The organism is Microlunatus phosphovorus NM-1, assembly GCF_000270245.1.
Classification (GTDB): Bacteria; Actinomycetota; Actinomycetes; order Propionibacteriales; family Propionibacteriaceae; genus Microlunatus; species Microlunatus phosphovorus.
In genome coordinates this window covers 5,500,982-5,524,316 of record NC_015635.1, presented here as the reverse complement: position 1 = coordinate 5,524,316, position 23,335 = coordinate 5,500,982, and the positions used below count along the sequence as shown (strand labels likewise).

General features: G+C 66.5%; 23 protein-coding genes. 15 read left to right on the top strand and 8 right to left on the bottom strand.

Annotated features, from left to right (window positions below):
• Nucleotides 1-319 precede the first annotated feature (319 nt).
• The 3 genes from MLP_RS26890 (at nt 320) to MLP_RS25010 (ending at nt 4,765) form a co-directional block, all read left to right on the top strand.
• A complete protein-coding gene (locus tag MLP_RS26890; RefSeq protein WP_013866019.1) occupies nt 320-1,387 on the top strand; it encodes a hypothetical protein in 1,068 nt (355 codons plus the stop codon).
• Complete coding sequence (locus MLP_RS26885) at nt 1,384-3,279, top strand: hypothetical protein (RefSeq protein WP_013866018.1); 1,896 nt, start codon at nt 1,384-1,386, stop codon at nt 3,277-3,279. Before MLP_RS26890 ends, MLP_RS26885 begins: the two co-directional genes overlap by 4 nt.
• Nucleotides 3,280-4,156: 877 nt before the next feature.
• Entirely contained in the window at nt 4,157-4,765 is a 609-nt protein-coding gene (locus MLP_RS25010) for an alpha/beta hydrolase (RefSeq protein ID WP_013866017.1), read from the top strand.
• Here MLP_RS25010 and MLP_RS27700 read toward each other — a convergent pair.
• Together MLP_RS27700 and MLP_RS25005 are read right to left on the bottom strand one after the other, a co-directional pair.
• Nucleotides 4,725-5,087 carry a hypothetical protein gene (locus MLP_RS27700; protein ID WP_156821295.1) on the bottom strand — a complete coding sequence of 121 codons (363 nt, stop codon included), beginning with the start codon at nt 5,085-5,087 and terminating at the stop codon, nt 4,725-4,727. The two genes, MLP_RS25010 and MLP_RS27700, sit on opposite strands and share 41 nt — an antisense overlap.
• Nucleotides 5,088-5,306: 219 nt before the next feature.
• Nucleotides 5,307-5,546, bottom strand: a complete 240-nt coding sequence (locus MLP_RS25005) for a DUF433 domain-containing protein (protein ID WP_013866015.1) — start codon at nt 5,544-5,546, stop codon at nt 5,307-5,309.
• A 121-nt stretch (nt 5,547-5,667) separates the two neighbouring features.
• Here MLP_RS25005 and MLP_RS25000 point away from each other — a divergent pair, with 121 nt between their 5' ends.
• Both MLP_RS25000 and MLP_RS24995 read left to right on the top strand, forming a co-directional pair.
• Nucleotides 5,668-5,898 (top strand): hypothetical protein, encoded by a 231-nt coding sequence (locus MLP_RS25000; protein ID WP_041790612.1) that lies wholly within the window; start codon nt 5,668-5,670, stop codon nt 5,896-5,898.
• Nucleotides 5,899-5,962: 64 nt separating this feature from the next.
• Entirely contained in the window at nt 5,963-6,364 is a 402-nt protein-coding gene (locus MLP_RS24995) for a TA system VapC family ribonuclease toxin (protein ID WP_172641634.1), read from the top strand.
• Nucleotides 6,365-6,492: 128 nt separating this feature from the next.
• Here the strand turns inward: MLP_RS24995 and MLP_RS24990 are convergent, their stop codons facing one another.
• Together MLP_RS24990 and MLP_RS24985 are read right to left on the bottom strand one after the other, a co-directional pair.
• The gene (locus MLP_RS24990; RefSeq protein WP_013866012.1) at nt 6,493-7,572 is read right to left on the bottom strand and encodes a hypothetical protein; all 1,080 of its coding nucleotides are present in this window, start codon (nt 7,570-7,572) and stop codon (nt 6,493-6,495) included.
• Complete coding sequence (locus MLP_RS24985; RefSeq protein WP_013866011.1) at nt 7,569-8,372, bottom strand: hypothetical protein; 804 nt, start codon at nt 8,370-8,372, stop codon at nt 7,569-7,571. Before MLP_RS24985 ends, MLP_RS24990 begins: the two co-directional genes overlap by 4 nt.
• Nucleotides 8,373-8,508: 136 nt before the next feature.
• Between MLP_RS24985 and MLP_RS24975 the strand changes: the two genes are divergently transcribed.
• The 6 genes from MLP_RS24975 to MLP_RS24945 all read left to right on the top strand — a co-directional run bounded on the left by MLP_RS24975 (nt 8,509) and on the right by MLP_RS24945 (nt 16,860).
• Nucleotides 8,509-11,373, top strand: coding sequence for a hypothetical protein (locus tag MLP_RS24975; protein WP_013866010.1), 2,865 nt, complete (start codon nt 8,509-8,511; stop codon nt 11,371-11,373).
• A 602-nt stretch (nt 11,374-11,975) separates the two neighbouring features.
• Complete coding sequence (locus tag MLP_RS24965; RefSeq protein ID WP_041790600.1) at nt 11,976-12,323, top strand: hypothetical protein; 348 nt, start codon at nt 11,976-11,978, stop codon at nt 12,321-12,323.
• A 79-nt stretch (nt 12,324-12,402) separates the two neighbouring features.
• Nucleotides 12,403-15,123, top strand: a complete 2,721-nt coding sequence (locus tag MLP_RS24960; RefSeq protein ID WP_013866007.1) for a LuxR C-terminal-related transcriptional regulator — start codon at nt 12,403-12,405, stop codon at nt 15,121-15,123.
• Between the two features lie 143 nt (nt 15,124-15,266).
• Nucleotides 15,267-15,947, top strand: coding sequence for a hypothetical protein (locus tag MLP_RS24955; RefSeq protein ID WP_013866006.1), 681 nt, complete (start codon nt 15,267-15,269; stop codon nt 15,945-15,947).
• Entirely contained in the window at nt 15,944-16,645 is a 702-nt protein-coding gene (locus MLP_RS24950) for a DUF2306 domain-containing protein (protein ID WP_013866005.1), read from the top strand. Before MLP_RS24955 ends, MLP_RS24950 begins: the two co-directional genes overlap by 4 nt.
• Nucleotides 16,642-16,860: a hypothetical protein gene (locus tag MLP_RS24945; RefSeq protein WP_013866004.1), complete on the top strand. Its 219-nt coding sequence runs from the start codon at nt 16,642-16,644 to the stop codon at nt 16,858-16,860. The genes MLP_RS24950 and MLP_RS24945 overlap by 4 nt, the downstream gene beginning before the upstream one ends.
• Here the strand turns inward: MLP_RS24945 and MLP_RS24940 are convergent.
• The 3 genes from MLP_RS24940 to MLP_RS24930 all read right to left on the bottom strand — a co-directional run bounded on the left by MLP_RS24940 (nt 16,847) and on the right by MLP_RS24930 (nt 17,667).
• Entirely contained in the window at nt 16,847-17,077 is a 231-nt protein-coding gene (locus MLP_RS24940) for a hypothetical protein (protein ID WP_041790597.1), read from the bottom strand. The genes MLP_RS24945 and MLP_RS24940 overlap by 14 nt on opposite strands.
• Entirely contained in the window at nt 17,055-17,360 is a 306-nt protein-coding gene (locus tag MLP_RS24935; protein ID WP_013866002.1) for a hypothetical protein, read from the bottom strand. Before MLP_RS24935 ends, MLP_RS24940 begins: the two co-directional genes overlap by 23 nt.
• 61 nt (nt 17,361-17,421) lie before the next feature.
• Nucleotides 17,422-17,667: a toll/interleukin-1 receptor domain-containing protein gene (locus MLP_RS24930; protein WP_013866001.1), complete on the bottom strand. Its 246-nt coding sequence runs from the start codon at nt 17,665-17,667 to the stop codon at nt 17,422-17,424.
• Between the two features lie 401 nt (nt 17,668-18,068).
• On the opposite strand from MLP_RS24930, the gene MLP_RS24925 reads away from it, so the two are divergent.
• Nucleotides 18,069-19,478 (top strand): DUF222 domain-containing protein, encoded by a 1,410-nt coding sequence (locus tag MLP_RS24925; protein WP_013866000.1) that lies wholly within the window; start codon nt 18,069-18,071, stop codon nt 19,476-19,478.
• On the opposite strand, the gene MLP_RS24920 is transcribed toward MLP_RS24925, so the two are convergent.
• Nucleotides 19,448-20,392 carry a LysR family transcriptional regulator gene (locus MLP_RS24920; protein WP_013865999.1) on the bottom strand — a complete coding sequence of 315 codons (945 nt, stop codon included), beginning with the start codon at nt 20,390-20,392 and terminating at the stop codon, nt 19,448-19,450. The genes MLP_RS24925 and MLP_RS24920 overlap by 31 nt on opposite strands.
• A 93-nt stretch (nt 20,393-20,485) precedes the next feature.
• On the opposite strand from MLP_RS24920, the gene tdh reads away from it, so the two are divergent.
• The 3 genes from tdh (at nt 20,486) to MLP_RS24905 (ending at nt 23,270) form a co-directional block, all read left to right on the top strand.
• On the top strand, nt 20,486-21,529 hold the full coding sequence (tdh, locus tag MLP_RS24915) for an L-threonine 3-dehydrogenase (RefSeq protein ID WP_041790594.1): 1,044 nt from the start codon (nt 20,486-20,488) through the stop codon (nt 21,527-21,529).
• The gene (locus tag MLP_RS24910; RefSeq protein ID WP_013865997.1) at nt 21,529-22,716 is read left to right on the top strand and encodes a glycine C-acetyltransferase; all 1,188 of its coding nucleotides are present in this window, start codon (nt 21,529-21,531) and stop codon (nt 22,714-22,716) included. Before tdh ends, MLP_RS24910 begins: the two co-directional genes overlap by 1 nt.
• Before the next feature lie 80 nt (nt 22,717-22,796).
• On the top strand, nt 22,797-23,270 hold the full coding sequence (locus MLP_RS24905; protein WP_013865996.1) for a hypothetical protein: 474 nt from the start codon (nt 22,797-22,799) through the stop codon (nt 23,268-23,270).
• Nucleotides 23,271-23,335 lie beyond the last annotated feature (65 nt).

Genomic DNA, 23,335 nt, shown 5'->3' with positions numbered 1-23,335 from the left:
GTTGAACGTTCGCGCCAGCACAGGTCTGCAGAGTTCGCCAAGACGCCTGTCTGGGCCAATCGCAGCCGCGCTGACGGAGAAAGGAGAGGAAATCTGACCGATCGAACCACCTGCGTGTAAAGGATCGGCTACATTCGCCGCTAGTCACGCCACAAATGACTGTGGGACGCCCCGCCAAGGACGCCCCACACAAATCAGTCGCGCCGGTTGCCGCCGGCTCGCCAACCCAACACTCCGAAAGGATGACGATGTCATCGTATCGCCTGTTTGCCGTGCCCGAAACTCGCCCCGTCGGCGTGTCCCATCGGACGGTCGCCTGATGGGCCGCCACAAGAAGTTGCGTTCCGCCAAGCCGACGCTCGCCGAGGCTGCAGTGGTTACTACGACACCCTGCGGTGTGCCGCCAGCACCGCAGATCGCGGCCCAGCCGAGAAGAGCGATGCGTCGGCCGTCGCGTGCGCCGGCGGTCAACGAAGAAGAGCGACTCAAGGCGCTCTTCTCTTACAGGCCGCAGAGGGCACGAAACTTCTCGGCGGCGGTGATCGCGGCCGCTGCCCCGATTGTGGCCCTGCTCCCATACGTCGGATGGAATGCCGACAGGGAGCGGACCGGCCATCTGTGCAACCTCCTGAATGCCGACGAAGCCATCCACGGAACCGTCGACGCTGCCCGAGCTTTGCGCCCCGAGAACGTCGACTACTTCTTGTCTCGTCGTAGCTACCGGACCGACAACACGTTCAGGACGTTGCGCTCGCTCTACTACCGGTTCGGTCGTGCTGTGCACCCAGCCCTGTACCCGGAGCAGCGGATCCAAGCGCCTAGGGCCAAGGAGTTGCAGCCGCCTTACAGCGCGGACGAACTGGGTCGGCTGTACGACTTCGCGTTGGCGACGTCGCCGACGCTGTCGCGGCGGATGCTGATTGTGCTGGATGTGATCAGCGGTGCCGGGGCACTCACACCCGAACTCGACCGGCTTCGCGGTAGTCATATCCGGCCGCTGGTAACGGATCCTGGGAGGGCTGTCGTCACACTCATTGACCGGCAGGGGGTCGTCCGGGAAGTCCCGTTGTCCGACCGGACCAGGTCACGACGGCTCCTGCGACTCGCCGTCGAATCTGGCGACTCTCGGCTGCTGCCGTACAGCAAGAAGCAGGTGATCTCCCATCTGCAGCGGCAGCTGGCCAAGCACGGCCACGGCCTCCAATTGAACGCGGTTCGGTTGCGGCACACCTGGCTCGTAAACCTCCTCAACCGGCGGGTGCCGGTATCCGCCGTGATGCAGCTCGCCGGGATCGGAGACGCCCACACACTCGCCGGCCTCCGGCGCTGGATGCGCACCTATGACACCACCGAGATGGCTGCTCTGCTGGCGGAGGCAGCCCGATGACCGTCTTCGACAGCGGTGACACTGTCAGCGCTGCGGTCTTCAATCAAGTCGTCAAGTGGATCAACTTGCGTCCTGCGGTCGAATACGCCGAGACGGTCATCGCCGCGCACCGGGGACACGGTGGACGCAAACCAGGCCCGATCACCTACTCCCTTCATGGGGTTCTGGTTGCTGCAGCGTGCCTGATCGGCGAAGGCCGCACTCCGTCGCTGAAACGCATTCACCGGGTGTTGCTGGTCGGTTTCACTGACGACCAGCGGACGAAGGTCGGCATTGACGCTACAACCGACGTCGTCTCCCAGCTCGGGTCATCCAAGAAGGAGCGAGAGAACGAGTACAAGAGGTTCTACGGGTGGCTTGACCGTTGCCTCCGGTGGTTCGATCCGCATTTTGACATTCCGGCACGGAAGATCACCAACGGCGAGTTCCGGCGGTTGATGGCGGCTCGAACGGAGGCAGACCGGGAAGCCGCCGCGGCAGCGTTCGACGCGGCCCATACGTTCGTCAACCTCATCGTGGCGGGCTCGGTGAGGGAAACGAACCCGGCGGGTTACGTCGGTGACCTGGTGGCCGACGAAACCATCTACGACGTCGCGGCCATCCGCTACGGCGACGGTATGAGGGACGACCTCCGCCGGTCCGCCGTCCCGATGGCTGCCTTCTACCGGAGGAAGGACGGCACCGTGAAGACCGGGCCGTCCGCGGGTGCTAGTCGCGACAAGATGGCCTTGGGGATCGGGGTCACCGTTGCGTCCCGCGTCGGTGCCCCCGGAAGCATTCGGTGCGTCCCTCCGGCCGCTGTCGCCGTCTCGTTCGGCCCACCGACATCCGGGTCCGTCGCGGCCGTCGAGGAGTGCATCAAGCACGCCAGCGCCAACGGGCTCATCCCCAAGCTGAAACAGGTCAGCGCCAACACGCTCGGTCCCGAGCAGGATGCTTGCGACGGGCTGATCCCCGCGCCGAAGCAGGACAGGGCTGACGGCAAAGACGCCGAGCAGGAGGCTCGTGACCGGCGCTCCCGAAAGCGAGCGCCGTACTTCACCGCGGATATGGGGTACAACGCACACCGCGGCTGGGCCGACCTCATGTACCGGTGCGGGTACCACCCGATCGGGCGGTACCCAGAGCACTGGAATGTGGTCTCGCACCTCGAACCGACCCGCGCCGGCGACATCAGTCCCGGCCCAATCCAAGCGCATGGCGCCCTCTACTGCCCGGCCGCGCTCGAACTTGCGACTCCACGTTTGGCCCGAAGGTCTAGCGACATTCGAGCTGACGGCGGCAACGACAGACACGATGAACGCCTGAGCCGGCTCCTTCCAATGCTTATGGGGACCAACAGCACGCTAAGGAAGGCAGCAGCGAACCCAGGGCGGCCGAAGAAGGACGAGAAGCGCACCCAGGTTTACAAGATCGACTTGGTCTGCCCAGCCGTACATGGCCGAGTGCGCTGCCCGCTCAAGCCTGATTCGATGATCACCGCGACGTCCGATGCGCCAACGCTTGCGCCTACCTGGGACGCGGACGCGAAGAAGTGCTGCGCCAAATCCCACGTGTCGGTCACGCTGACGGATCGCCAGTTCGCGCAGATGCAGCCAGGGCTGCCGCCAGGATCCTGGGAGCACACCTTCTTGTACGAGGCCTACCGGTCGCTGACGGAGCGCGTGTTCTCGATGCTGAAGTCGCCACACATGAGCAACACACAGGCCATGAACTGGGGGCCGCGACGAGACCCGATGATGATGATCAACATCAGCCTCTGCATCGCTGTCACCAATGTGCATCTTCAGTGGTACGGAGCTGAGAAGGTGATCGACTCCGTCGAGGAACGCTTCCGGCAGCTCGACAAGGAACTGGGACGACGCGCCACACGGGTGCCAGCCCGAACGTAGATTGATCGGACAAGAGGGGCCTTCAGCCGCTAGCTGGAGGCCCCTCAAGCATGCCCGGACACGATCGAAATGTTCGGGAGGTTTCGAGCCCTCTGAACGGCAGCACCGCTCAGGCGGCATCAAGCCCTCGAAGAGCCAGATCCACTCTGTTGATGCGTCATCAGTTCCGATGGCCGCAGCGGGCCGCGCAGACCCTCGGACCACCGCGCGAGGCAGCGCTCAGCGACCCCAGATATTCTCGGGAGGTACGCGGACAATCCTCTGGAGCGCTTTCTCGGAACCTTGATCTGACCAGGGATCCTGATCCGCTCACAACAGAGCGGTTTCGGGAAACTGAACCCTCATTCTTCACAAACTCCAATGGCTACCTGACCAGGGGTTTTGTCAGTTCTGAGCCGTACGCTGGAGACGTGGTGAGCGGAATGCTCCTCCGATCAGCCACGGCTGCGTTTTCCGTCACTCGATGACTTCCGCGGCACCTTGCCACCAAGGCACGGTGAGATATATCAGCCCCGACCTGAAACCTGACTGGTGTTAGGTTGGGTTCAGAGGGCTGGTCGGGGCACGTTTCTGTCAACAGACTGGTGCCTCACCGCAGACCGGCTCGTTCCGGGCGGGCCTGATGCGGAGTTGGTACCGGCGACGGCTTCCGGCGGTCCACAGGGGTGGTATGGGGCAGGTCGGAGCCCGGTGGGCCTATGCCTGGTGCGGCGTTTCCCGACGCAAGTCGGCTTCCGTGACGGTGAAGAGATCACCGAGGCCGAGGCCCTCACGGCCGTCGGCGTTCTCCAGTCAGCCTGACCTCCGCGACTGGACCGCCTTTCTCCGCCAACTCCAAGGTCCGCCTGACAGGAGGACGGCTCGATAGCCTGAGCCGATGAAGCTCGGCCTGTCGCAGTTGATCGACCCTCGCCTCCTTCCGCTGGTCGACACGACTCGCGCCTTCTATGAGAAGTGCGGTCCGGGCCGAGGTCCGAGCACCTGGGACGAGCTACAGTCGGCCCGCGATGTGGCTAGACCTCCCGCGCCGTCAAACCCTCCCGCGGTCACTGAAGTTGTCGGCTGCGGCGACCGCACGGTCCCGGTGAGGATTCACTCCCCGACGCCAGCCGCCCCCAATCGCCGTGCGGAACCGGACATCTCCCCGATCTACGCTGACCTGGCGAATCTGCCTCCGGTGCTGATCGTCGAAGAGGACATCCTGTTGGATGACAACCTCGCCATGGCCGCGCGACGCTCCGCAGCAGGTATCGACATCGATCTACGCGTCTACCCGGCCGCGCCTCATGGCTTCACCGCTCACGAGACATTCGTCGCCAGGGCGGCACTCGAAGACATACACCTCTGGCTCGGTAGCCGATTCGGTCGGAATGCCAGTTCGGTCTCCTCGATGGAACCTGAGGCGAACGGACTGGTTCTGCTTCCCGCAGTTCCGGGGCAGGTCATCACCGACGAAATGGTTGTGGAAGCACGCCTTGACGGCTGACACCCGCAGCCGTCATGACGGCGGGCACGACCATGCCGGCGACCACTGTGAACAGCCATGGGGCAGAGGGATGTTCCGGGTCGTTGTGGAATGACACCGCCAGCACGATCCACAGCGCCACCCCCGGAGCCCAGCACAAGAGGACGGCTGCGGCACCCAGTCCGCGGGACCGGCCACGCAGATCTGCCGTCCCGGCCGCAACGAGAGCGGCGGCGCCCACCCATGCGACCAGCCCGACAAGTGCGACCAGGATCGCCGGACCCACGTGCTCAGCGCCGGCAGCCAGCGCTCCCAGACCAACCACAGCGAGCGTTGCGCACATAAAGAGGATGCCAGCGCCAATCGCGCAGCGGCCGGCTGGCGTAGGTGCGCGATTCAATGTCCGCGCTGCGGCCGCGTGGCGATAGGTCGGGGTGCTGTGCGCTGCCGTATGGATGGTTGACGCTCTGGATGCTGCTAGAGCTGATGCTTGCTCCGCGGCCGCCATGACTTCGGCTACGAAGCTCCACTCAGTTGGGATCGTGATCGACAAGGAACGCCGTCACACGACAACGTGTCGAGGGCGACTGGCAGAGTCGAGTGCGGCGAACTCGAGGACAGCGAGCATGTCGTCTCGTTCAAGTTCGTCGTAGTCAGCGAGGATCTCGTCATATGCCATGCCGGAGGCCAGCAGTTCGAGAACGTCTTGCACCCGCAGGCGCATTCCGCGGATCGTCGGTGCGCCGCGGCAGATCAACGGATCACTGGTGATCCGGTCGAGATGGCCGACGGCTTCGCGCATGACCGGAAGCCTACGTACTGCGAGGGACTCTTCGTGCTCGGGAGAGTGCGAGTCTGGACTGCACGACCTCCCTAGAGAGCCAATCTGATGCGCGATGCGTGATGCGACGTATCATTGGTGCATGAGAACGACCCTCGACTTGGACCCGCGAGTCCTCACTGCGGCACGCTCCCGGGTGAACGCAGGCCAGAACAGGAGTATCGGCGAGGCTGTCTCTGCCTTGGCGCTGACTGGCCTGGCCACATCGAGCTCCTCGGCGACTACCGAGGCCAACGGACTGGTTCTGCTTCCGGCAGCTCCGGGGCACGTCATCACCGACGAGATGGTTGCCGAGGCACTCCTTGACGACTGACCTCGCCGGCGAACTCGATGTGCTCCCTGAGCCCGCGCCTCCTGCCCTGCTAGACCTGCCAGACGTGAACTTGCTTGTCGCGCTGTTGCATCCGGCTCACGTCCATCACCTCCAAGCGCAGGCATGGTTCACCTCGGTTGAGCGGTTTGCCACCACGCCGATCACCGAGTCCGGGTTCATCCGGATGGCACTCAACCCCGCAGTCGCCGGCCAGGTCACCTCCCTTGATGACGCCATGTCCTCGCTGAACTCCGTACGAGCCGACAAGCGAGTGGAGTACGTTGCCGATGACACCTCGCTCGCCCTACCGACAATCGATCTCGTCGGACTCGTCGGATTCCGTCAGGTCACTGATTTCCACTTGGTCAATCTGGCTGCCTGCCACTCTGCTCGCCTGGTCACCTTCGATCGGAAGCTTGCCCCGACCCTCGCACCTGAGGACCGTCGGTTCGTCCACAGTCTTTAGCCCAGGTCTCCGTGGCTGAGGCTCTCAAAGCCGTCGGCGTTCTTCAGTCCGCCTGACCCAGGTCATTCCCCGGGACGAGACCTATGTATTGCGGTTCGCACCCGGTACGACTTTGGAGGCACGCCAGGTCACCAGAGCGGATCCTGTCCTTGGTGGTTGTCCCGACCGGCGAGCATCCGGCGGAACTCGGCGTCGATGTCGTCGACGGAGTCCGAGGTGGCCACAGACTGCCCTACCGACCGTTCTACCGAGGGCTGTTGGTCGGAGTCGGACGCGAGAGCGGATCGGGCCGCCACCGCTGGGACCACCGGTACGCGCAGGTCATCGACAGCCACGCGGTCGAGGATCGGATCGCCGTCGGCAGCGTCCTGGACGGCCCGGTGCCAGCCGCGTACGAGCCCGGCGGTGACGCGACCGGCGGCCCATTCCTGTCGACCGGCCATCCAGGCGGCCTCGCGGCGGGCGATCATCTCGGCCTGCAGAGCCCGGTCGACAGCCCGGCGGGCTCGCCGCCGCGCCCGCCGATGCTCGCCGTTTGCCCATTCGAACTCCCTGGCGCCGGGACGGTGCTGACGGGCGGCGAGCGCGACGGCCCCGGCCCCCTCCATCAAGACCACGGCACCGAACATCATCGCCGACGACACCATCGAACTGGTCTCGCCGAGCGGCGTCAGGGTGCCGATGATCATCGACTTGATCGCGATACCACCGACCGCGGCGGCGAAGGCCAGCAACTGCGCGGGGACCAAGACCCGGGCCAGGAGCCGGCGGGCGCGCCGCTCGTTGTCGACCTGACCGAGCCACCAGCCGACGTAGGTCTTGATCGACATCACGAACACCGGACCGAACGCGGCCGGCAGCAGCCAGGACTCCAAGGGAGGTACGTCGGCGACGGCCAGGATGGCATGCAGGGTGAACAGGCCGGCGCACATCAGCAGCACGGTGATCGTCGCCGACAGCCACGCCGGCAGGTCACGGAGCACGCGCGGAGTGTTGTCCAACGTGGTTCGAGTGGAGCGTTCGATGCTCATGGCAAGAACCGCGAGGGCCTTGAGCCGGTCGGCGTCGGCCTGGGCTTCCACGGCCCACGACCGCCACCGGGCCCAGGCTCGCGGTGGCCGACCGCCGTCGGTCGAGCGTCGCAGGCCGTGGACCAGGGCGGTCAGCTGTTCGGAGCCGAGGGCCGGCAGCTGCTCCGGCGCGGTCACTGGAGCTCCCCGGACGTGACGGTCAGCCCGTCGGCGGGGGCGCCGTGTTTGGTCAACCACGTCCGCCACCGGTTCACCAGGGCCGTGGTGGACTTCGTGTCGGCGGCGCTGGCGGCGACACGGCCGACCGAGAACATGCTCACGGAAGTGAAGCCGGAGAGATCGACGGCGACCTTCTCCTGTTTGCCCCGGCCGTCGGAGAGCATCACGGCGTGCCGTTGCTCGGCCAACGGCGCGGCAGCAGCCAAGAAGGCCCAGCCACCGACGATCGAGGAACCGCGCCCGCCCGCGCCTGGAGCGGTGTCGCGGACCGCGGCCCACACCTGATCGCCGGCGACCTGCCGCAGATGGGCGGTCCGCTTCTCCCGGGCGGCCGGGTTGTTGTACTTGGCCGCGAGCACCGGGCACGCGAACACCACCCGGACGGTGGCCACCGAGCCCGTGAACACCGACACCCGCAGGGCTTGTGCCTGGTCGACTGCCTTGGCCGTGGCTGCTCGGACCTGGGCTTCCAACCTGGCCTGGGCATCGGGGGAGTCGATGAACGACTTCGTCTTGTCGACCGCCAGATTGACCTCGGCGCTGGCTGTCTTGCTCGGATCGATCAGCCGGGTGATCGTCTCCGGGCAGGAGGTCCCGACGGGCCTGGTCTGGCTGTCGCCTGCCTGTTGGGCCGAGCAACTGGCGACCAGGACGCCGAGCGCCGCCGCGGCAATGCCGCGTCGGATGAACGGGCCGCGCCGGATGTGTGGGCCGGGACCGCTGGTCCTCGTACCCTGTGTGGACTGGTGTATGGACATGTTCGCCTCCTCACTGGTGGTGTTGGTGGATTCTGACTACTCGTGGGAGGTAGTGGTTAGTACTTACAGATACTTACAAACAGAGAAGACGCCCAGCAATTGACGTCGTAGCGCATGAGTGTTAGTACTCGCAGGTATGCCCAGCCAACCGACGGCAGTCTCGGCCCGGATCGATCTGCTGGTGGAGATCTGCCAGGCCACCGAGGTCTTGGACCAGCTCAAGAAGCGGCCGATGTTCCGGCCGCCCGGCGAAACGGTCAAGGGAGTCTTCGTCCCGAACAATCGCCTGCTGGCGTTCGTGATGCTGATGGGTGCGGCCGGGATTCGCGCCGACGACGAGCCGGCCGTCGCGGCCCTGGAGGAGTCCTGTCGGCGGGCCGGCAAGGGTTCGGCGCCGCTCGCCAACCGCGGCAAGCGCGTCGGGGCAGCGCTCCGGCGCGACGGCGGTGATCTCCCGGCGGCTCCGTTGGGGGCGAACTATCTGCGCGAGTTGGCCGACGGCCTCGCCCTGTCCGACCGGCAACGGTCCCGGCTGTCGATGCTCAACGAGCGGTTGGCGAAGGAGCCGGCGAACGAGCCGATCAGGGCCGACGAGGTGGCTGCCGAGGTCCGGAGTCGCCGGGTCGACAACCACTCATTGCGATCCGCTCGAAACCTGGCCGACGATCCGCCCCTGGCTCGGACGACCGTCGATCGCCGGCGGCTGCGGGAGCAGTGTCAGGCCGAGCTGGCCGACGGCGGCCGGAACCGGCGACGTCCGTTGGTGCTCTGCGGGCCAAGCGGCGCCGGTAAGACCTCACTGGTCATGCGGCTGATCGATCAGGACCTCGGCGAGCGGGAGAACGAGCAGGGGATCTGGATTCATGCGACCAGCAGGGAAGCGATTCTGGACGGCTTCGCCCGGGCCGGCAGGCGGGTCCAGGGGAGTCGTCGAGGAGCCCTGCCGCTCGGCCGGCACAACCCGCTCAGCAGTTCCGATCCGCTGGTCGTGGCGAACACCGTCTGCGAGATCATCGCCACGTCTTCCCGACCCTGGTACGTGGTCTTGGACGACCTCACCGATCCTGACCACCTGAGGGGTCTCAAGCTGCCGACCGGCACCGGCGGCCGCACCTATGTCACCTCGCGGCTGGAGGGCCTGGACAGCCGGCTGACGGCCGAGTACGCCATCGTCCGGGTCGGCCCCTTCACCCCTGAGGAGGCGAAGCTCTTCCTCCAACTGCGGCTTGCTCCGAGTGTCGAATCGGCGCTGATCCCGTACGACGCGCTGGATGCCGGTGATGATCTCGCCGCGCAGCTGCACTATCTGCCGTTCAGTCTCGACACCGCCGCCACGACGATCCTGCGCGAGTCCATCACCTGTCGTGAATACTGCCGACGGCTCGACGGCAGAGTCGACATCGACGGGGTCCCCGCCAACGAACGGATCGCCGCCGCCAACTGGATGGAAGGCCTGGCGCGCACCATCTACCGGCCGCCGGCCGGGCTCGAGGCGCGGATGGTCCTGCTGGTCGCCCTCTGCGGGCCGACGGTTCCGGTGAAATTGTTCATGGACGATCCGGCGCTCAGCTATCTCGGGCACGGCGAGCCGATGACGGCCGATGATGCGCGGCGGTGTGCGGTCCGGCTCTCGACCCGAGGTCTGTTGTGGTTCAGCTACAGCCAGCAGGCCGATCCCGCGCCCTACCTGGCCCAGGGCACCGTACGCATCCACGACATCGCCAAGCGCGTCGTGCTCGCGACCTACGCCGACCAGATCCCCGAAGCGGCGTCGGTGGCGGCTCGGGCCCTGCGGCGGCTCTGGGGTGGAGCCGAACCCAACCCCGGCCGCAACGCCTTGCTGCGGACCTGCGCGCAGGCACTGGAACGGAACTCGCCGGAGACCATCTGGCGCGACGCGGCCGCCAAGAACCACGTCACCGAGTTCATCATCCGATCGCTCGAGAGCCTCGGCCAGAGTGGCCAGTACGCACTCGCCGCCGAGCACTATGCCGCCTTGGCGGCCGAGGCCGAGCGACGGTTCGGCGCAACGCATCTGGCCACCCTCGAGCTCCGGGGCCGGGCAGCCGTCTGGCATGGCAGGGCCGGCGACATCGCCACCGCCATCCAGCTCTTGGAGGATGTGGTGCATGACTACGAGCAGCACCCGCAGAGGAATCTGAGATTGTTCCGAGTCTTCCGACAGGATTTGGCGAGCAACTACGGCTGGGCCGGGGACGCGGAGCGCGCCATCACCGACCTGGAGGTCGTGATCTCGGAGTGGGCCGCCGAAGCAGGCTCGGAGGAGGAGACGCTGCGTGGCCGCTATGTCAGAGCGCTCTGGATCGGTCGTGCCGGCGATCCGCGGGCTGCCTTCGAGGAACTGGAGCGGTTGCTGCCGCGGCGACGGGAGTTCATGTCGGACAACAGGCTCGGCATTCTCCGCACGCGGCTGCAGCTCGAGATCTGGCGAGCCCGAACGGGCCTGTCGGAGAACCGGCCCGACCTGCGTGAACTGGCCATCGAGAACCTCTCGTCCCTCGTGGCCGATTGGGTCCGGGTCGCCGGCCGGGAGCACCCCGACACCTTGCGGGCGCGCCGTCATCTGGCCGTGCTGCGCACCCGGACGGGTGACGCGGCTGCGCTCGCCGACCTGGCGGAGCTCCAGTCCGCATCCCTGACCCTCTTCGGACCGTCGAGCCCGGACACTCTCCGTTGCACCGAGGAGTTCGCCCTCGCGCACGGCCGCCTCGGCGATTGGGAGGCGGCGCGGACCATGCTGGCCAGCCTGGTGGACAGCGCCAGCGAAACCACACCGGCACCGGACCGACTCCGGATCCGTTACGACCATGCCTGCGCCCTGGCTCAGCTGGGCAGCACCCGAGAAGCTGTCGCCGAGCTGCGTACGATCCTCGATCAGCAACGCGCCGTCCTGCGACCGGCGACGCATCTGGACATCCAAGACACCGAGGCAGCCCTGCATGAGCTGACCGGGACAGCCTCGTCGGCTGGCAATAGCTAAGTCGTCGGGAAAGTCACGGCATGAGCGCGATCGGGCGGCCAAACCATAACTTTCTCGATTGGATTTCTCGGCACGGCCATGCAGGCGGCTTGCTTGGAGCCCTACCTGGTCTGTCTCGGTGTCAGGCCGGAACGTCGACGTTCATCGCTTCCGATGATCGAGCGTGATTCGACCAACTCGGCAACTGCGACCAGTTCGTTCCACGCGAAGTCGGCGCGCGGCTGATAGTACTGCGGCGCGCGCGATCCCGGGATACCCTCGTGGTATGAGTTCTCGGAGCGTGGAGCCGATCCGAAGGGACCCGGGACTCGACCGTTGGATCGGTATGTGGGTCGCCGTCAAAGATGGCGAAGTGATCGCCGCTGCACACAACTCGAATGAGCTTGTGAAGATGGTGATCGAGTTGGGTGCGAGGGGCAGCGGTGCCGTTGCGCAATTCGTCCCGAGTCGCCAGGACAGTATCGTCATCGGTGTCGGCTAAACGTCGCCTCGTCTCGGGTCATCTCTTCCCGTACCGTGAAGAAGGCAATCCGCCAATCCTCCGCCCATCCTTGGACGTGCGGTTGACCTTCGGACCGCACGGTGATTGGACGTGCAGGGCCTTGGTCGACACGGGCGCCCCAGTCACCTTCTTCGACCGCGGCGTCGCGGATGCGCTCAACGTCAAGATCCGGCCCGCCGGCGCCGAACTGGGACGGGTGACCATCCTCGGCGGGACCTGGCAGGTCCAGTACGAGGACGTTGACCTGTCTGTGCCCAACAATGATGGGCTGTCGTGGACTGCGCGCGTTGCGTTCGTGCTTGACCAGAGGCTTCAGATGCCCTTCCAGGGGGTCCTGGGCTCGCGAGGCTTCCTTGATAAGTTCGCAGTTCTGTTCAACCAGTACTACGACTACTTCATCGTCGACATCCCCGATGTGGCCGATGAATTGCATCGCCCTGAGAGCTGACGTTCCTCGATCCTGGACCTGCGCCGTCGGACAATTGCATCATCCTTACGCGCATGTTGGGAGGATCTACGCTCGTGCCATGCCGGTCCTGGCCACGAAGCTCCACGTACCCGAGCTGCGTGCCGACCTGGTGCCCAGGCCGCGTCTGCACGACCTCTTGGCTGCCGCCGAACACGATGCGACGCGGCTGATCCTGGTCTCGGCTGCTGCCGGGTTCGGCAAGACGACGGTGCTCACCCAATGGCTGACTCGTCCCGAAGCGGGTGAGCGCAACCTCGCCTGGCTCTCGCTCGACGCTGGCGACAACGATATTCGGCGGTTCCTGACCCACCTGATCGCGGCCCTGCGGACCACCCACCGCGACCTCGGCCTGGATGCACAAGTGATGGTGGACGAGACGCCGGAGGTGCCCGCCGAGTTGGTTCTGACCAGCGTGGTCAATGATCTCGACACGTACGCCGGGCCGACCGTCCTGGTGCTCGACGACTACCACGTGATCACCGCGCCGGCGGTCCACCGAGCGCTGACCTTCCTGCTCGACCACATGCCTCGGCAGCTCCGGATCGCCATGGCGACCCGGTCCGACCCACCGTTTCCTCTCGCGAGGCTGCGCAGCAACGCCTGCCTGGTCGAGTTGCGGGCGGCTGACCTGCGGTTCACGACCGATGAGGTCGAAACCCTGCTCAACCAGGTGTTGGGCCTGGCCCTGGCCCCGGCTGATGTCAAAGCGCTGGGCGAGCGGACCGAAGGCTGGGCTGCGGGTCTGCAGCTTGCGGCGTTGTCGATACGTGACCGCGAAGACGGGGCCGCGTTCGTGGCAGCCTTCGCGGGCAGCCACCGCTTCGTACTCGACTATCTGATGGAGGAGGTCCTCGATCGCCAGTCCGAGGAGGTCCGCGCCTTCCTGCTCGACACCTCGGTGCTGCGTGAGCTGACGGCGCCACTGTGCGACGCGGTCACTGGCCGAGTCGACGCGCGCGAGCAGCTCGAGAAGCTGGCGAGGGAGAACGTGTTCGTGATTCCGCTCGACGACGAGCACCGCTGGTATCGCTATCACCACCTCTTCGCCGAGGCATTGCGTGCCAGGCTCGCCAGTCGGCACCCCGACCGCCTCGGCATTCTCCACGAAGCTGCTGGTCAGTGGCTCGCCGGGCACGGGCTGCTGGCCGACGCCATCAGGCACGCCGTCGCTGCCGGGGACCATGAGTATGCCGCCGACCTGGTTGAACTCTCCCTGTCCGGTCTCCGTCGCGGTCGACAGGACCGCACCATCGTGGAGTGGCTCTCGGCGCTGCCCGAGGACATGGTGCGCCGACGGCCGCTGCTCGCGACGTCCATGGGATGGAGTCGGTTGGCCGCCGGTGACCATGAGGGAGTCGAGCCATGGCTGGACGATGCGGAGGCCGCGCTCGCCAGTCCGCGAGGGATCGCCGCCGGGTTGACGGCGGCGGTTCCGCTCGTTGAGGCGGTCAAGGCCCGCGACAACGAGGTACGCGAGTTGCCGGCAATGATCGCGGTCTATCGGGCCTCCGTCGCTCAGGCGCGCGGTGATGTCGACGGCACAGTCAGGCATGCCCAGCGGGCACTCGACGTGGCCGGACCGACGGATCATTTCTCGCGGGGCGCGGCGGCCGGTTTCCTGGGTCTTGCGGCGTGGGCGGCCGGCGACCTGGTCGCCGCCGTTGACACTTTCAGTGCAGCGGTCGCGAGTCTGCGCGCGGCCGGCATGATCGCCGACGAGTTGGGTGCCACGGTCGTGCTCGCCAGTCTGTCGCTGGATCTCGGTCGACCGATGGAGGCGCGACGACTCTATGAGCGGGCACTCGCCGCTGCCGACAGGCATCCTGGCCCGCCCCTGGCTACGGTCGGCGACCTGCACGTGGGTCTGGCAGACATCCTCCGCGAGCAGGGCGAGCTCGATGCGGCCGCGCTGCACCTGGAGATCGCCCGCGAGCTCGGTGAGCAGGCATCGCTGCCGGAGAACCGGCATCGCTGGTACACGGCGTCGGCCGGTCTGCTGCGCGCTCGGGGCGACCTGGATGGCGCGATAGCGATGCTCGACCGCGCCGAGCCGTTGTCCTTGCCCGGGTACTTCCCGGATGTCCGGCCGATCGCAGCCACCCGGGCCCGCGTGAACATCGCCCAGGGTCGGCTCGAGAACGCCCGCGCCTGGGCACGAGAGCGTGGGCTGGATTCGGTGGGCGAACCCGCGTACCTCACCGAATACGACCATCTCACCCTCGCCCGGCTGCTGGTTGCCGAAGGCTCAGCCACCGAGGCGATCGGGCTGCTGGAGCGGGTCATCCAGGCTGCAAAGAGAGCCGGGCGCGATGGCAATCTGACCGAGGCACGCCTGGTCCGAGCGCTTGCTTGGCGGGCGACTGGCGATGCCAACGCTGCGATCGCCGACCTCAGCGCGGCACTCAGCAGCGCGGTGCCCGCCGGATACCGCCGACTGTTCCTGGACGAAGGGCCAGCGGTGACCGACCTGCTTGCCGAGATCACGAGTGTGGGAGCGGACGACGTAAGGGCTTGCGCCCAGGCGCTGCTGGTAGGCGCGCCACCAGCGCCGGAGCCCGTGTCCGCGGCGGCAGCATCGCCTCCTGACGCGGTCCTCAGTGAGCGGGAGCTCGAGGTCCTGCACTTGCTGGCGACCGAACTGACCGGTCCGGAGATCGCGCGGCACCTGTTCGTGTCGGTGAACACCCTGCGTACCCACACCAAGCACATCTTCACCAAGCTCGACGTGAACACCCGCCGCGCCGCAGTCGGTCGGGCCAGGGACCTCGGTCTGCTCTGACCAACTGTTGCCCTGGGCGGCCCACCACGGCCCAATCACCACCTCAATCACATCACTTGGTGATGTGCCCTCACCACATCGATTCCTAACGTCTCGAGCAAGACCGGGGAACCTCCGGCTGGCCGAGAACCAAGGAGTCCGACATGACCCTCACCATCAACCGCATCACCGCTGCGGCCGGGCTCTGCGCCGCCGTCGCGGGCGCTATCTACATCGGCGTTCAGATCAACCATCCGCCGGCCGAGGTCGCTCAGGTCGTCACCACCGAGTTCGTGGTCCGCGAGACGGCGAAGGCCCTGATGGCAGTCCTGGCGTTGGCCGGATTCGCTGGCATGTTCCTGCACAACCGGCGCCGATTCGGTCCGCTCGGCGTCATCGGCTACGTACTGGTGAGCACCGGCTATCTGGCGATGTTCGCGAACCAGTGCATCGTCGGCTACGTCCTTCCGGTCGTGGCGCGCACCAGCCCCGGCTACGTCCAGGACTATCTCGATGCGGCGATGGGCGGCAGCCCGAGCGGCGACATCGGCCATATCCAAGAGCTGTTCCTGGTCACCGGTATCGGCTACTCGCTGGGTGGCCTGCTCTTTGGCATTGCTCTCTTCCGGGCCGGCATCCTCGCTCGTTGGGCGTCGGCGCTCTTCGCCGTCGGCACCGTGTCCGCCTTGGCGCTGTCCGCGCTGCCCGAGTCGTTCAGCCGCCCGTTCGCGGTGCCGGTAGGCGTCGCCCTGATCGGCCTCGGGATCTCGCTCTACCGAAGCAGCCGTACGACGGCCGACCCGGAGCCTGTCGTGGATGCGACCGAGCAGGCAGCCGTCAGATGATCATCCGGGAGCCCATTCACCGTCCGGCCCGTCCTCGGCCGGATGGCCGGAGCGGGTGGTCTGTCGCGGTCGGCCTGATCGTGCTCAGCGTGATCCCGCTGACGGCCGGGGCACTCCGGCTGATCCAGCTCGCCGGTGGTCCTGCGGTCCGACCGGCTGATCCACGGTTCGACGCGTTCCCGACCGCCCTCGTGTTGCACATCGGCGGCTCCGCGGTCTTTGCTCTCGTCGGGGCGTTCCAGTTCGTGCCGCGGTTCCGGCGGCGGCATCGCAACTGGCATCGTCGTGCCGGACGGATACTGGTCGTGACCGGCTTCCTCGTGGTCGCCTCCGCCCTATGGCTGACATTGTTCTACGAGGCCCCACCCGGCACTGGTCGAGTGCTCTTCGTTGTTCGGCTCGTCGTTGCACCTGCGATGGCGGTCTGTCTCGTCCAGGGCTTCCTCGCGATCCGCCGCCGTGACGTCGCGCGCCATCGCGCCTGGATGATCCGTGCGTACGCGCTTGCGCTAGGCGCGGGCACCCAGGTGGTCACCGAAGGAGTGGGTGGCCTTGTCTTCGGCACCGGTGTGCTTGCCGGTGATCTGGCGAAGGGTGCCGCCTGGATCGTCAACCTCGCGGTTGCCGAATGGGTGATCCGACGTCAGCGCGTACGTCGTTCCGATCGGGCTGGAGCGACAGTCGGAGCCGTCCGATGAGCACCAGGGGCCCGGTCTACGAGTTCCGCGTCCAGGGTCATCTCGACGGTCATTGGGCAGATTGGCTGGCTGACCTGACCGTCCGTCACAACGACGACGGCACCTCGACGCTCACCGGGCCGATCACCGATCAGGCGGCGTTGCATGGGCTCCTGGCGCAGGTCCGAGACCTCGGTGTCGTGCTGATCTCGGTGGCACCCGTCAGCCCGGGGTGACCTCGACGGCGCAGGTGCCATTGTCGAGGTAGACAAGGAGTGAATCCCGAGGATCCAGCGTGAGGCTGTGCCGCTCGTCGTTCAGTTCGCCGACGTCCGGGACCGCTCCCGTGGCGACGTCGTGCAGCGCGAGCTCGCACCGCTGGTTGCCATGCAAGTCCACCTCGTACCCGTTGGACCAGGTCTCTTGGGTGTCACTGTTGACCAGCGTGATCACGCAGCCGGGCGCTGGCCCCATCATCGCGAATGACGAGTCGCCACGGTGCGTCTTCGGTGATCTCGCCGGTTACGGACGATTGCGTGTCACCGTTGCCTGGGGACGCCGTGAGTGCCGGTACGAGGAACTGGATGGTCAGGTAGCTCACCAGAAGCGCCGCCAGCGGCCCACCGATCATCAAGGCACGGCGGACCGTTCGGCGCCGGTTGGCCCGCTTCACCGGATCGCCCTCGGCCACCGCGAGTCGGGCCGTTTCGCCGGAGGTTGGCACGTCGCGCGACATCGCCGCCTCGATCTCCAGCCGGACGAAGTCCTCGGGGTCATCGAGGCGCCGCCGCCCCTGCTCATTGGTGGCAGTGAGCCCACTGGGCCCCGATCAACGCCAGCAGCACGTCGCAGGATGCGACCGCCCTGGTGATCACGTGGACGAAGTCGTCGCCCGGCTTGATCGAATCGATGTCCTTGAAGACCTGCGCGCTGCCGTACTGACCTGCGAGTCGGTCGTAGAGCCAGCCGGCCGGATACGCGGCCTCATCTCGCCGGTAGCTGATGAAGATTCGACCGGTCGATCGTGCAGCGGATTCAGCCATTGCCCCCACCTTGACCGGATATATCGTCACGCCGCCAAATCGGCTGGTCAAGTGGGTGTGGATCGGTACCGTCGTGGGCCCTGCCCACGATGAAGGGCGCCCTACATTTCCTCAGCCCGGCGGCGCGAGGCGTACGAAGCTGGCGTCGAGTCTGCGATCGCTCGTGGCCCCTGGGCGCAAGGCGTACGCGGTGCACGCGAGGTTCACGATCGTTCTTGGCCCGTGGGCGCAAGACGTACGCGGCGCACGCCTGGCCCGCGGTCGTTTGTGGCCCGTGGGCGTCAGATGCGCGGGCCGGCAGGGAGCTCGTGGCCGGATCTGTACAGCAGCCCCTGCGAAGTCGAATCTCATAGCGAATTCTCAGGTCATATGGGCCATTCTGATCGAACGTAGAGCCGAAAGTGTCAGTGGTCCCGTCTACCGTCATGGGTATGAGTGCAGCGGCGGTGTTGGAGGCAGGCGAGGAGACTGACCTGCCCGACACCGTCCTGCCCGATCCTGCCGCGCCCGACGATGCCGCTGCCGCCGAGGATGCGCCGACGGCTGCCGCGGCTGATGATGTGACGGTTCGGTTGGATGAGATGTTGGACTGGCTACACCGTCTCGTCTCGGCGCGTGGCGTGGATCAGGGTCTGATGTCGGATGCGGCCCGGATTGATCGGATTGCGGTGTGCGAACGCCTCCAAGCCAGTCTCGAAGCCGTCAAAGCCGTGGAGATGGTCGCCTTCGCGCAATCCCAGTCCACCGAACAGATGCGGCTCGGGGTGCATCCGAGCAAGATCGGCAGCGGGATCGCCGACCAAATCGCGCTGGCCTGCAAAGTGTCGCCCACCGAGGGATCGCGCCGGTTGAATATGGCCAGGGATCTGGTGTTGGACATGCCCCACACTCTGGATCTGTTGGCCACTGGGGAGATCGGTGGCTGGACCGCCCGGCTGATCGTCGGCCAGTTCTCCCACCTCGACCGTCCCACCCGCAGCCGACTCGACGCCGAGTTGGCCGGTCAGGACCTGGGGTCGATGGGATCCCGGCAAGCCGAAACCACGGCGAAGCGACTCGCCTATGAGGCGGATCCGGCCGCCGCGACCGAACGAGCGAGGAAAGCGCGCAAGGACCGCCGGGTGACGTTGCGGCCGGCGCCGGACACGATGAGTCTGCTCACCGGCCTGCTGCCGGTGGAGCAAGGCGTCGCCTGCTACGCCGCCCTCGACGCCGCCGCCAAATCGGCGAAAGCGGCCGGTGATCAACGGAGCAAAGGCCAGATCATGGCTGACACGCTGGTCGCCCGGTTGACCGGGCAGGAGAAGGCGGAGGACACCGGGTTCGAGGTCGGGCTGATCATGCCGTTGGGCACACTCCTTGATCCGGGTGATCAGCGACCGACGGAGATCATCGGCCACGACCTGCTCCCCGCCGATCTGATCCGTGACCTGATCAAAGACGCCGAAGCACGCTGTTGGTGGCGCCGGCTGTTCACCCGCCCCACCGGTGATGGCGGACAGTTGATCGTCGATGCGGACAAGCGCAAGCGTCGGTTCAGCAGTTGGCTGGCCCACTTGATCCGCTGCCGCGACCGAATCTGCACGGATCCGCATTGTGGGGCGCCGATCCGGCATCTCGATCACATCCACCGGCATGCCGACGGCGGACCCACCACCGGGATGAATGGGCGTGGGGTGTGTGAACGCGGCAACTACATCCGCGAACTCCCCGGCTGGACAGTCCGAGTCGTCGACACCGACAGCCACACTGTTGAGATCACCACCCCCACCGGACACCACTACCGCAGCCGACCACCCGAACCACCGTGACATTGCCCCTGGGTGAGGTCGCCGACGACGCGACGCAGCGCGGCGACGACCAGGCGTACGGAGCGGCGCCGCAGTGTCTCCGGTCGAGCGAGTACGTCGATGCTGCGTGCGGCGGCGACGTCGGTCAGTGGACGCAGCACGATCCGATCGTCGTGAGCGGCGGGCGAGGTGAAGCGGGGCAACAGACAGATGACGTCGCCGGCGGCGACCACCGCCGATGCGGCTCCATAGTCGTTGATCCGGTGCACCACCTCGAGGCTGCGGTTGGCAACCGCGGCGACCGCATCCAAGACATCGTCGGGGGAGTAGCCGTGCCTGCTCGTCACCCACCGTTCGCCGGCGACATCCACCGAGGTCAAGGTGGTTCGCTCGGCCAGCGGATGGTCGGCAGCGAGGGCGACGTCCAAGGGCTCGCTGAGCAGCGGGACCACCCGCAATCCAGTGGTCGGCCAGGGCGGACTGTGCTCCAGCCGATGCGCCAGCACCAGGTCATAGCGAGCGGTCAGGCGCGGGAAGTCGTCCTGCGCAACGTCCTCGTCGCTGAAGTACAGTTCCGGTCCAGGCGGATGGGCAGCCAAGTCGCGGATCAGACCACCGAACAGGGCCTGACCGGCGCTGTGAAACCCACTCACCGTCACCTTGCCCACCCTGGTCTGCTCGAACTCCTCGACGGCTGTCCGAGCGGCGGCCATCGCGTCGACCACGCTTACCCCGGCCGCTGCGAGCACCGCCCCAGCCTCGGTGAGGACCAAGGTGCGGCCCTGCTTGCGGGTGAGCGGAGTCTGGAACCCGCGTTGCAGTGACGCCAGATGCTGTGAGACCGCTGACGGACTGACCTCGAGCGCCTCTGCTACCGCAGAAACGCTCCCCAGCGCACCCAGCTCCCGCAGAATCTGTAGTTGGTGGATCTCCATCTCGCCGCCGCCTTACTGTGAAGCATTTACTTACATAACAGTACAGAAAGATGCGCTTGATCTTCACCAAAGCCCGGTCGTCTACTGGTGGTTGTGAAGGCGCTCTTCAAGCCGACTCCGGAGCCAGGGCTGGCACTCGTGGACCGCCCCGACCCTGTCGCCGGTCCCGACGAGGTGATCATCCGCGTCCATCGGACCGGTATCTGCGGCACCGATCTGCACATCCAGCGTTGGGACGACTGGGCTGCGTCGGCGGTGACTACGCCGCTGATCCCAGGTCATGAGTTCTACGGCGAGGTGGTCGAGGTCGGGCCGTTGGTCCATGACGTCGCCGTCGGCGACCGCGTCTCCGGCGAGGGCCACATCGTCTGCGGCACCTGTCGCAACTGCCGGGCCGGTCGCCGCCAGATGTGCATCCGCACCGTCGGCCTGGGGCTCCAGCGCGACGGAGCGTTCGCCGAGTATCTGTCGCTGCCCGCCAGCAACGTCTGGGTCCATCACGCCGACATCGATCCCGATCTCGGAGCGATCTTTGATCCGCTCGGCAACGCCGTGCACACCACGCTGGCGTACCGCTTGGCAGGCGAGGATGTCTTGATCACCGGCTGCGGCCCGATCGGCCTGATGGCCATCGCCATCGCGCGGCACGTCGGCGCCCGGTTCGTCGTCGCCACCGACGTGAGCCAGCCACGGCTGGCAATGGCGCGGCGCCTTGGCGCGGACGCGGTCATCGACGTCTCCACCGGCCGGGTCAGCGACGCCCAGCGTCAGCTGGGCATGCGCGAGGGCTTCGACGTCGGTCTGGAGATGAGCGGCTCGGCGAGTGCACTGCCGGACATGATCGACAACATGCACCACGGTGGACGGATCGCCATTCTCGGTCTGCCGAGTCAGCCGTTCCCGATCGACTTGGGCAAGGTGGTCACTCACATGCTGACTATCCGCGGCATCTACGGTCGGGAGATGTTCGAAACCTGGAACGCGATGGGCGCGATGCTGCAGACCAGCGCCCAGCTGCGCGAAGACATCGGCTCCATCATCACTCGCCGGATCCCTGCCGCCGACTGGGAATCCGGCTTCGCCGCGGCGGCTGCCGCGGGCACGGGCAAGATCATTCTCGACTGGACGGAGTTGTGATGTACGGGGCACTCAAGGACCACCTCGAAGCCGAGCTCGCCGGCATCGAAGGCGCGGGGTTGCTGAAGCGGGAACGGGGGATCGCCGGCCCGCAGGGCACCGAGGTCGACGTCGCAGGTAACCGAGTGCTCAACTTCTGCGCCAACAACTACCTGGGTCTGGCCGACGACCCCCGGCTGGTCGCAGCGGCTAAACAGGCGCTCGACGAGTGGGGCTACGGGCTGGCCAGCGTACGGTTCATCTGCGGCACCCAGGATCAGCACCTGGAACTGGAACGGCGCGTGTCGAGCTTCCTGGGCACCGAGGACACGATCCTGTTCTCCTCCTGCTTCGACGCCAACGGGGGAGTCTTCGAGACCTTGTTCGGACCCGAGGACGCGATCATCTCCGACGCCTTGAACCACGCCTCCCTGATCGACGGCATCCGGCTGTCCAAGGCACGCCGATTCCGCTACCGGAACCGTGACCTGGCCGACCTCGAAAGCCAACTCCAACTCGCCGCCGATGCCCGGTTCCGAGTGATTGTCACCGACGGGGTCTTTTCCATGGACGGCTACATCGCGCCGCTGGCGGAGATCTGCGACCTCGCCGATCGTTATGACGCCTTGGTGCTGGTCGACGACTCCCACGCCGTCGGGTTCATCGGCGAGCACGGCGCCGGTACGCCGGAGCTGTGCGGGGTCTCCGATCGGGTCGACGTCTACACCGGCACCTTCGGCAAGGCGCTCGGCGGCGCCTCTGGTGGCTACGTCTCCTCACATCGGGAGATCGTGCAGTTGCTGCGGCAGCGATCCCGGCCATACCTGTTCTCCAACACGCTTGCCCCGGCCATCGTGGCCGGCACCCTGGCTGCGCTGGACCTGATCGAGGGCTCCGGCGAACTGCGCCAGCGGCTGCAGAGCAACGCAAGGCTCTTCCGGTCGCTGATGGAGGCCGAGGGCTTTGACTTGCTGCCTGGAGAGCACCCGATCATCCCTGTCATGTTCGGCGATGCTGCGCTCACCGCCCGGATCGCCGCCGAGATGCAGCGCCACGGGGTCTATGTCACGGCGTTCAGCTTCCCGGTGGTGCCGCGCGGCGCGGCCCGCATTCGGGTGCAGCTGTCCGCAGCTCACGCCGAGGACCAGATCCGCCGGTGCGTCGCCGCCTTCGTCCAAGCTCGCGACAGCGCCGGGTCGCCGGACTGACTCCCGCCCTGCGATGATGGGCCGCCATACCCGTACGCCGGGTCAGGCCGAGGAGGCCGCCGTTCGAAAGGATCGACCTCATGCGCGTCTGGACCCGCCGCACCGTCGCCGTGATCGTTGCCGTGTTGGCGCTGCTGGCGTCGACGATCGCGATCAACCCGCTGACCACCACAGCCGCTGCCTCGACCGCGACGGAGACCTGCGCTCGGGGTGATCTGGTCCGGGTCAAGACGGTGTCCTTCAAACGCGACGGCAAGGTGCTCGACTACGCCACGATGCAGGTGTGGCGGGTCCCCGAAGGGGGCATCTACTGCCTGTACGTCGGCAGCGAATACCAGCGGACCGTCTGGCTGAGCGGAGCGAGCTGCAAGTACGTCACGAAGACGAAGAAGTGGAACTGTCAGACCGGGTTCGACTACTACTCGCTCGGCACCAAGTACGCCTTCGAAGAGAAGATCACGGTACGCAGCGACACCCGGCAGTCCTTCACCTTCCGACTCAAGACGGCCGCCGGAAACTACTACTACGCCAAGACCGGCTGGCTGTATTCCTGACGCATCGCTGACCTCTTCCTGCCCGATCGGGCAATCTGCTGCCCCGTAGTCTGCCCATTCGGCCG

Bases quoted from the DNA above. Each gene is read 5' to 3' on its own strand.
- MLP_RS26890 (WP_013866019.1), top strand. From the start codon at position 320: ATGGGCCGCCACAAGAAGTTGCGTTCCGCCAAGCCGACGCTCGCCGAG.
- MLP_RS26885 (WP_013866018.1), top strand. From the start codon at position 1,384: ATGACCGTCTTCGACAGCGGTGACACTGTCAGCGCTGCGGTCTTCAAT.
- MLP_RS25010 (WP_013866017.1), top strand. From the start codon at position 4,157: ATGAAGCTCGGCCTGTCGCAGTTGATCGACCCTCGCCTCCTTCCGCTG.
- MLP_RS27700 (WP_156821295.1), bottom strand. From the start codon at position 5,087: ATGTGCGCAACGCTCGCTGTGGTTGGTCTGGGAGCGCTGGCTGCCGGC.
- MLP_RS25005 (WP_013866015.1), bottom strand. From the start codon at position 5,546: ATGCGCGAAGCCGTCGGCCATCTCGACCGGATCACCAGTGATCCGTTG.
- MLP_RS25000 (WP_041790612.1), top strand. From the start codon at position 5,668: ATGAGAACGACCCTCGACTTGGACCCGCGAGTCCTCACTGCGGCACGC.
- MLP_RS24985 (WP_013866011.1), bottom strand. From the start codon at position 8,372: ATGTCCATACACCAGTCCACACAGGGTACGAGGACCAGCGGTCCCGGC.
- MLP_RS24975 (WP_013866010.1), top strand. From the start codon at position 8,509: ATGCCCAGCCAACCGACGGCAGTCTCGGCCCGGATCGATCTGCTGGTG.
- MLP_RS24960 (WP_013866007.1), top strand. From the start codon at position 12,403: ATGCCGGTCCTGGCCACGAAGCTCCACGTACCCGAGCTGCGTGCCGAC.
- MLP_RS24955 (WP_013866006.1), top strand. From the start codon at position 15,267: ATGACCCTCACCATCAACCGCATCACCGCTGCGGCCGGGCTCTGCGCC.
- MLP_RS24950 (WP_013866005.1), top strand. From the start codon at position 15,944: ATGATCATCCGGGAGCCCATTCACCGTCCGGCCCGTCCTCGGCCGGAT.
- MLP_RS24945 (WP_013866004.1), top strand. From the start codon at position 16,642: ATGAGCACCAGGGGCCCGGTCTACGAGTTCCGCGTCCAGGGTCATCTC.
- MLP_RS24935 (WP_013866002.1), bottom strand. From the start codon at position 17,360: ATGTCGCGCGACGTGCCAACCTCCGGCGAAACGGCCCGACTCGCGGTG.
- MLP_RS24930 (WP_013866001.1), bottom strand. From the start codon at position 17,667: ATGGCTGAATCCGCTGCACGATCGACCGGTCGAATCTTCATCAGCTAC.
- MLP_RS24920 (WP_013865999.1), bottom strand. From the start codon at position 20,392: ATGGAGATCCACCAACTACAGATTCTGCGGGAGCTGGGTGCGCTGGGG.
- MLP_RS24910 (WP_013865997.1), top strand. From the start codon at position 21,529: ATGTACGGGGCACTCAAGGACCACCTCGAAGCCGAGCTCGCCGGCATC.
- MLP_RS24905 (WP_013865996.1), top strand. From the start codon at position 22,797: ATGCGCGTCTGGACCCGCCGCACCGTCGCCGTGATCGTTGCCGTGTTG.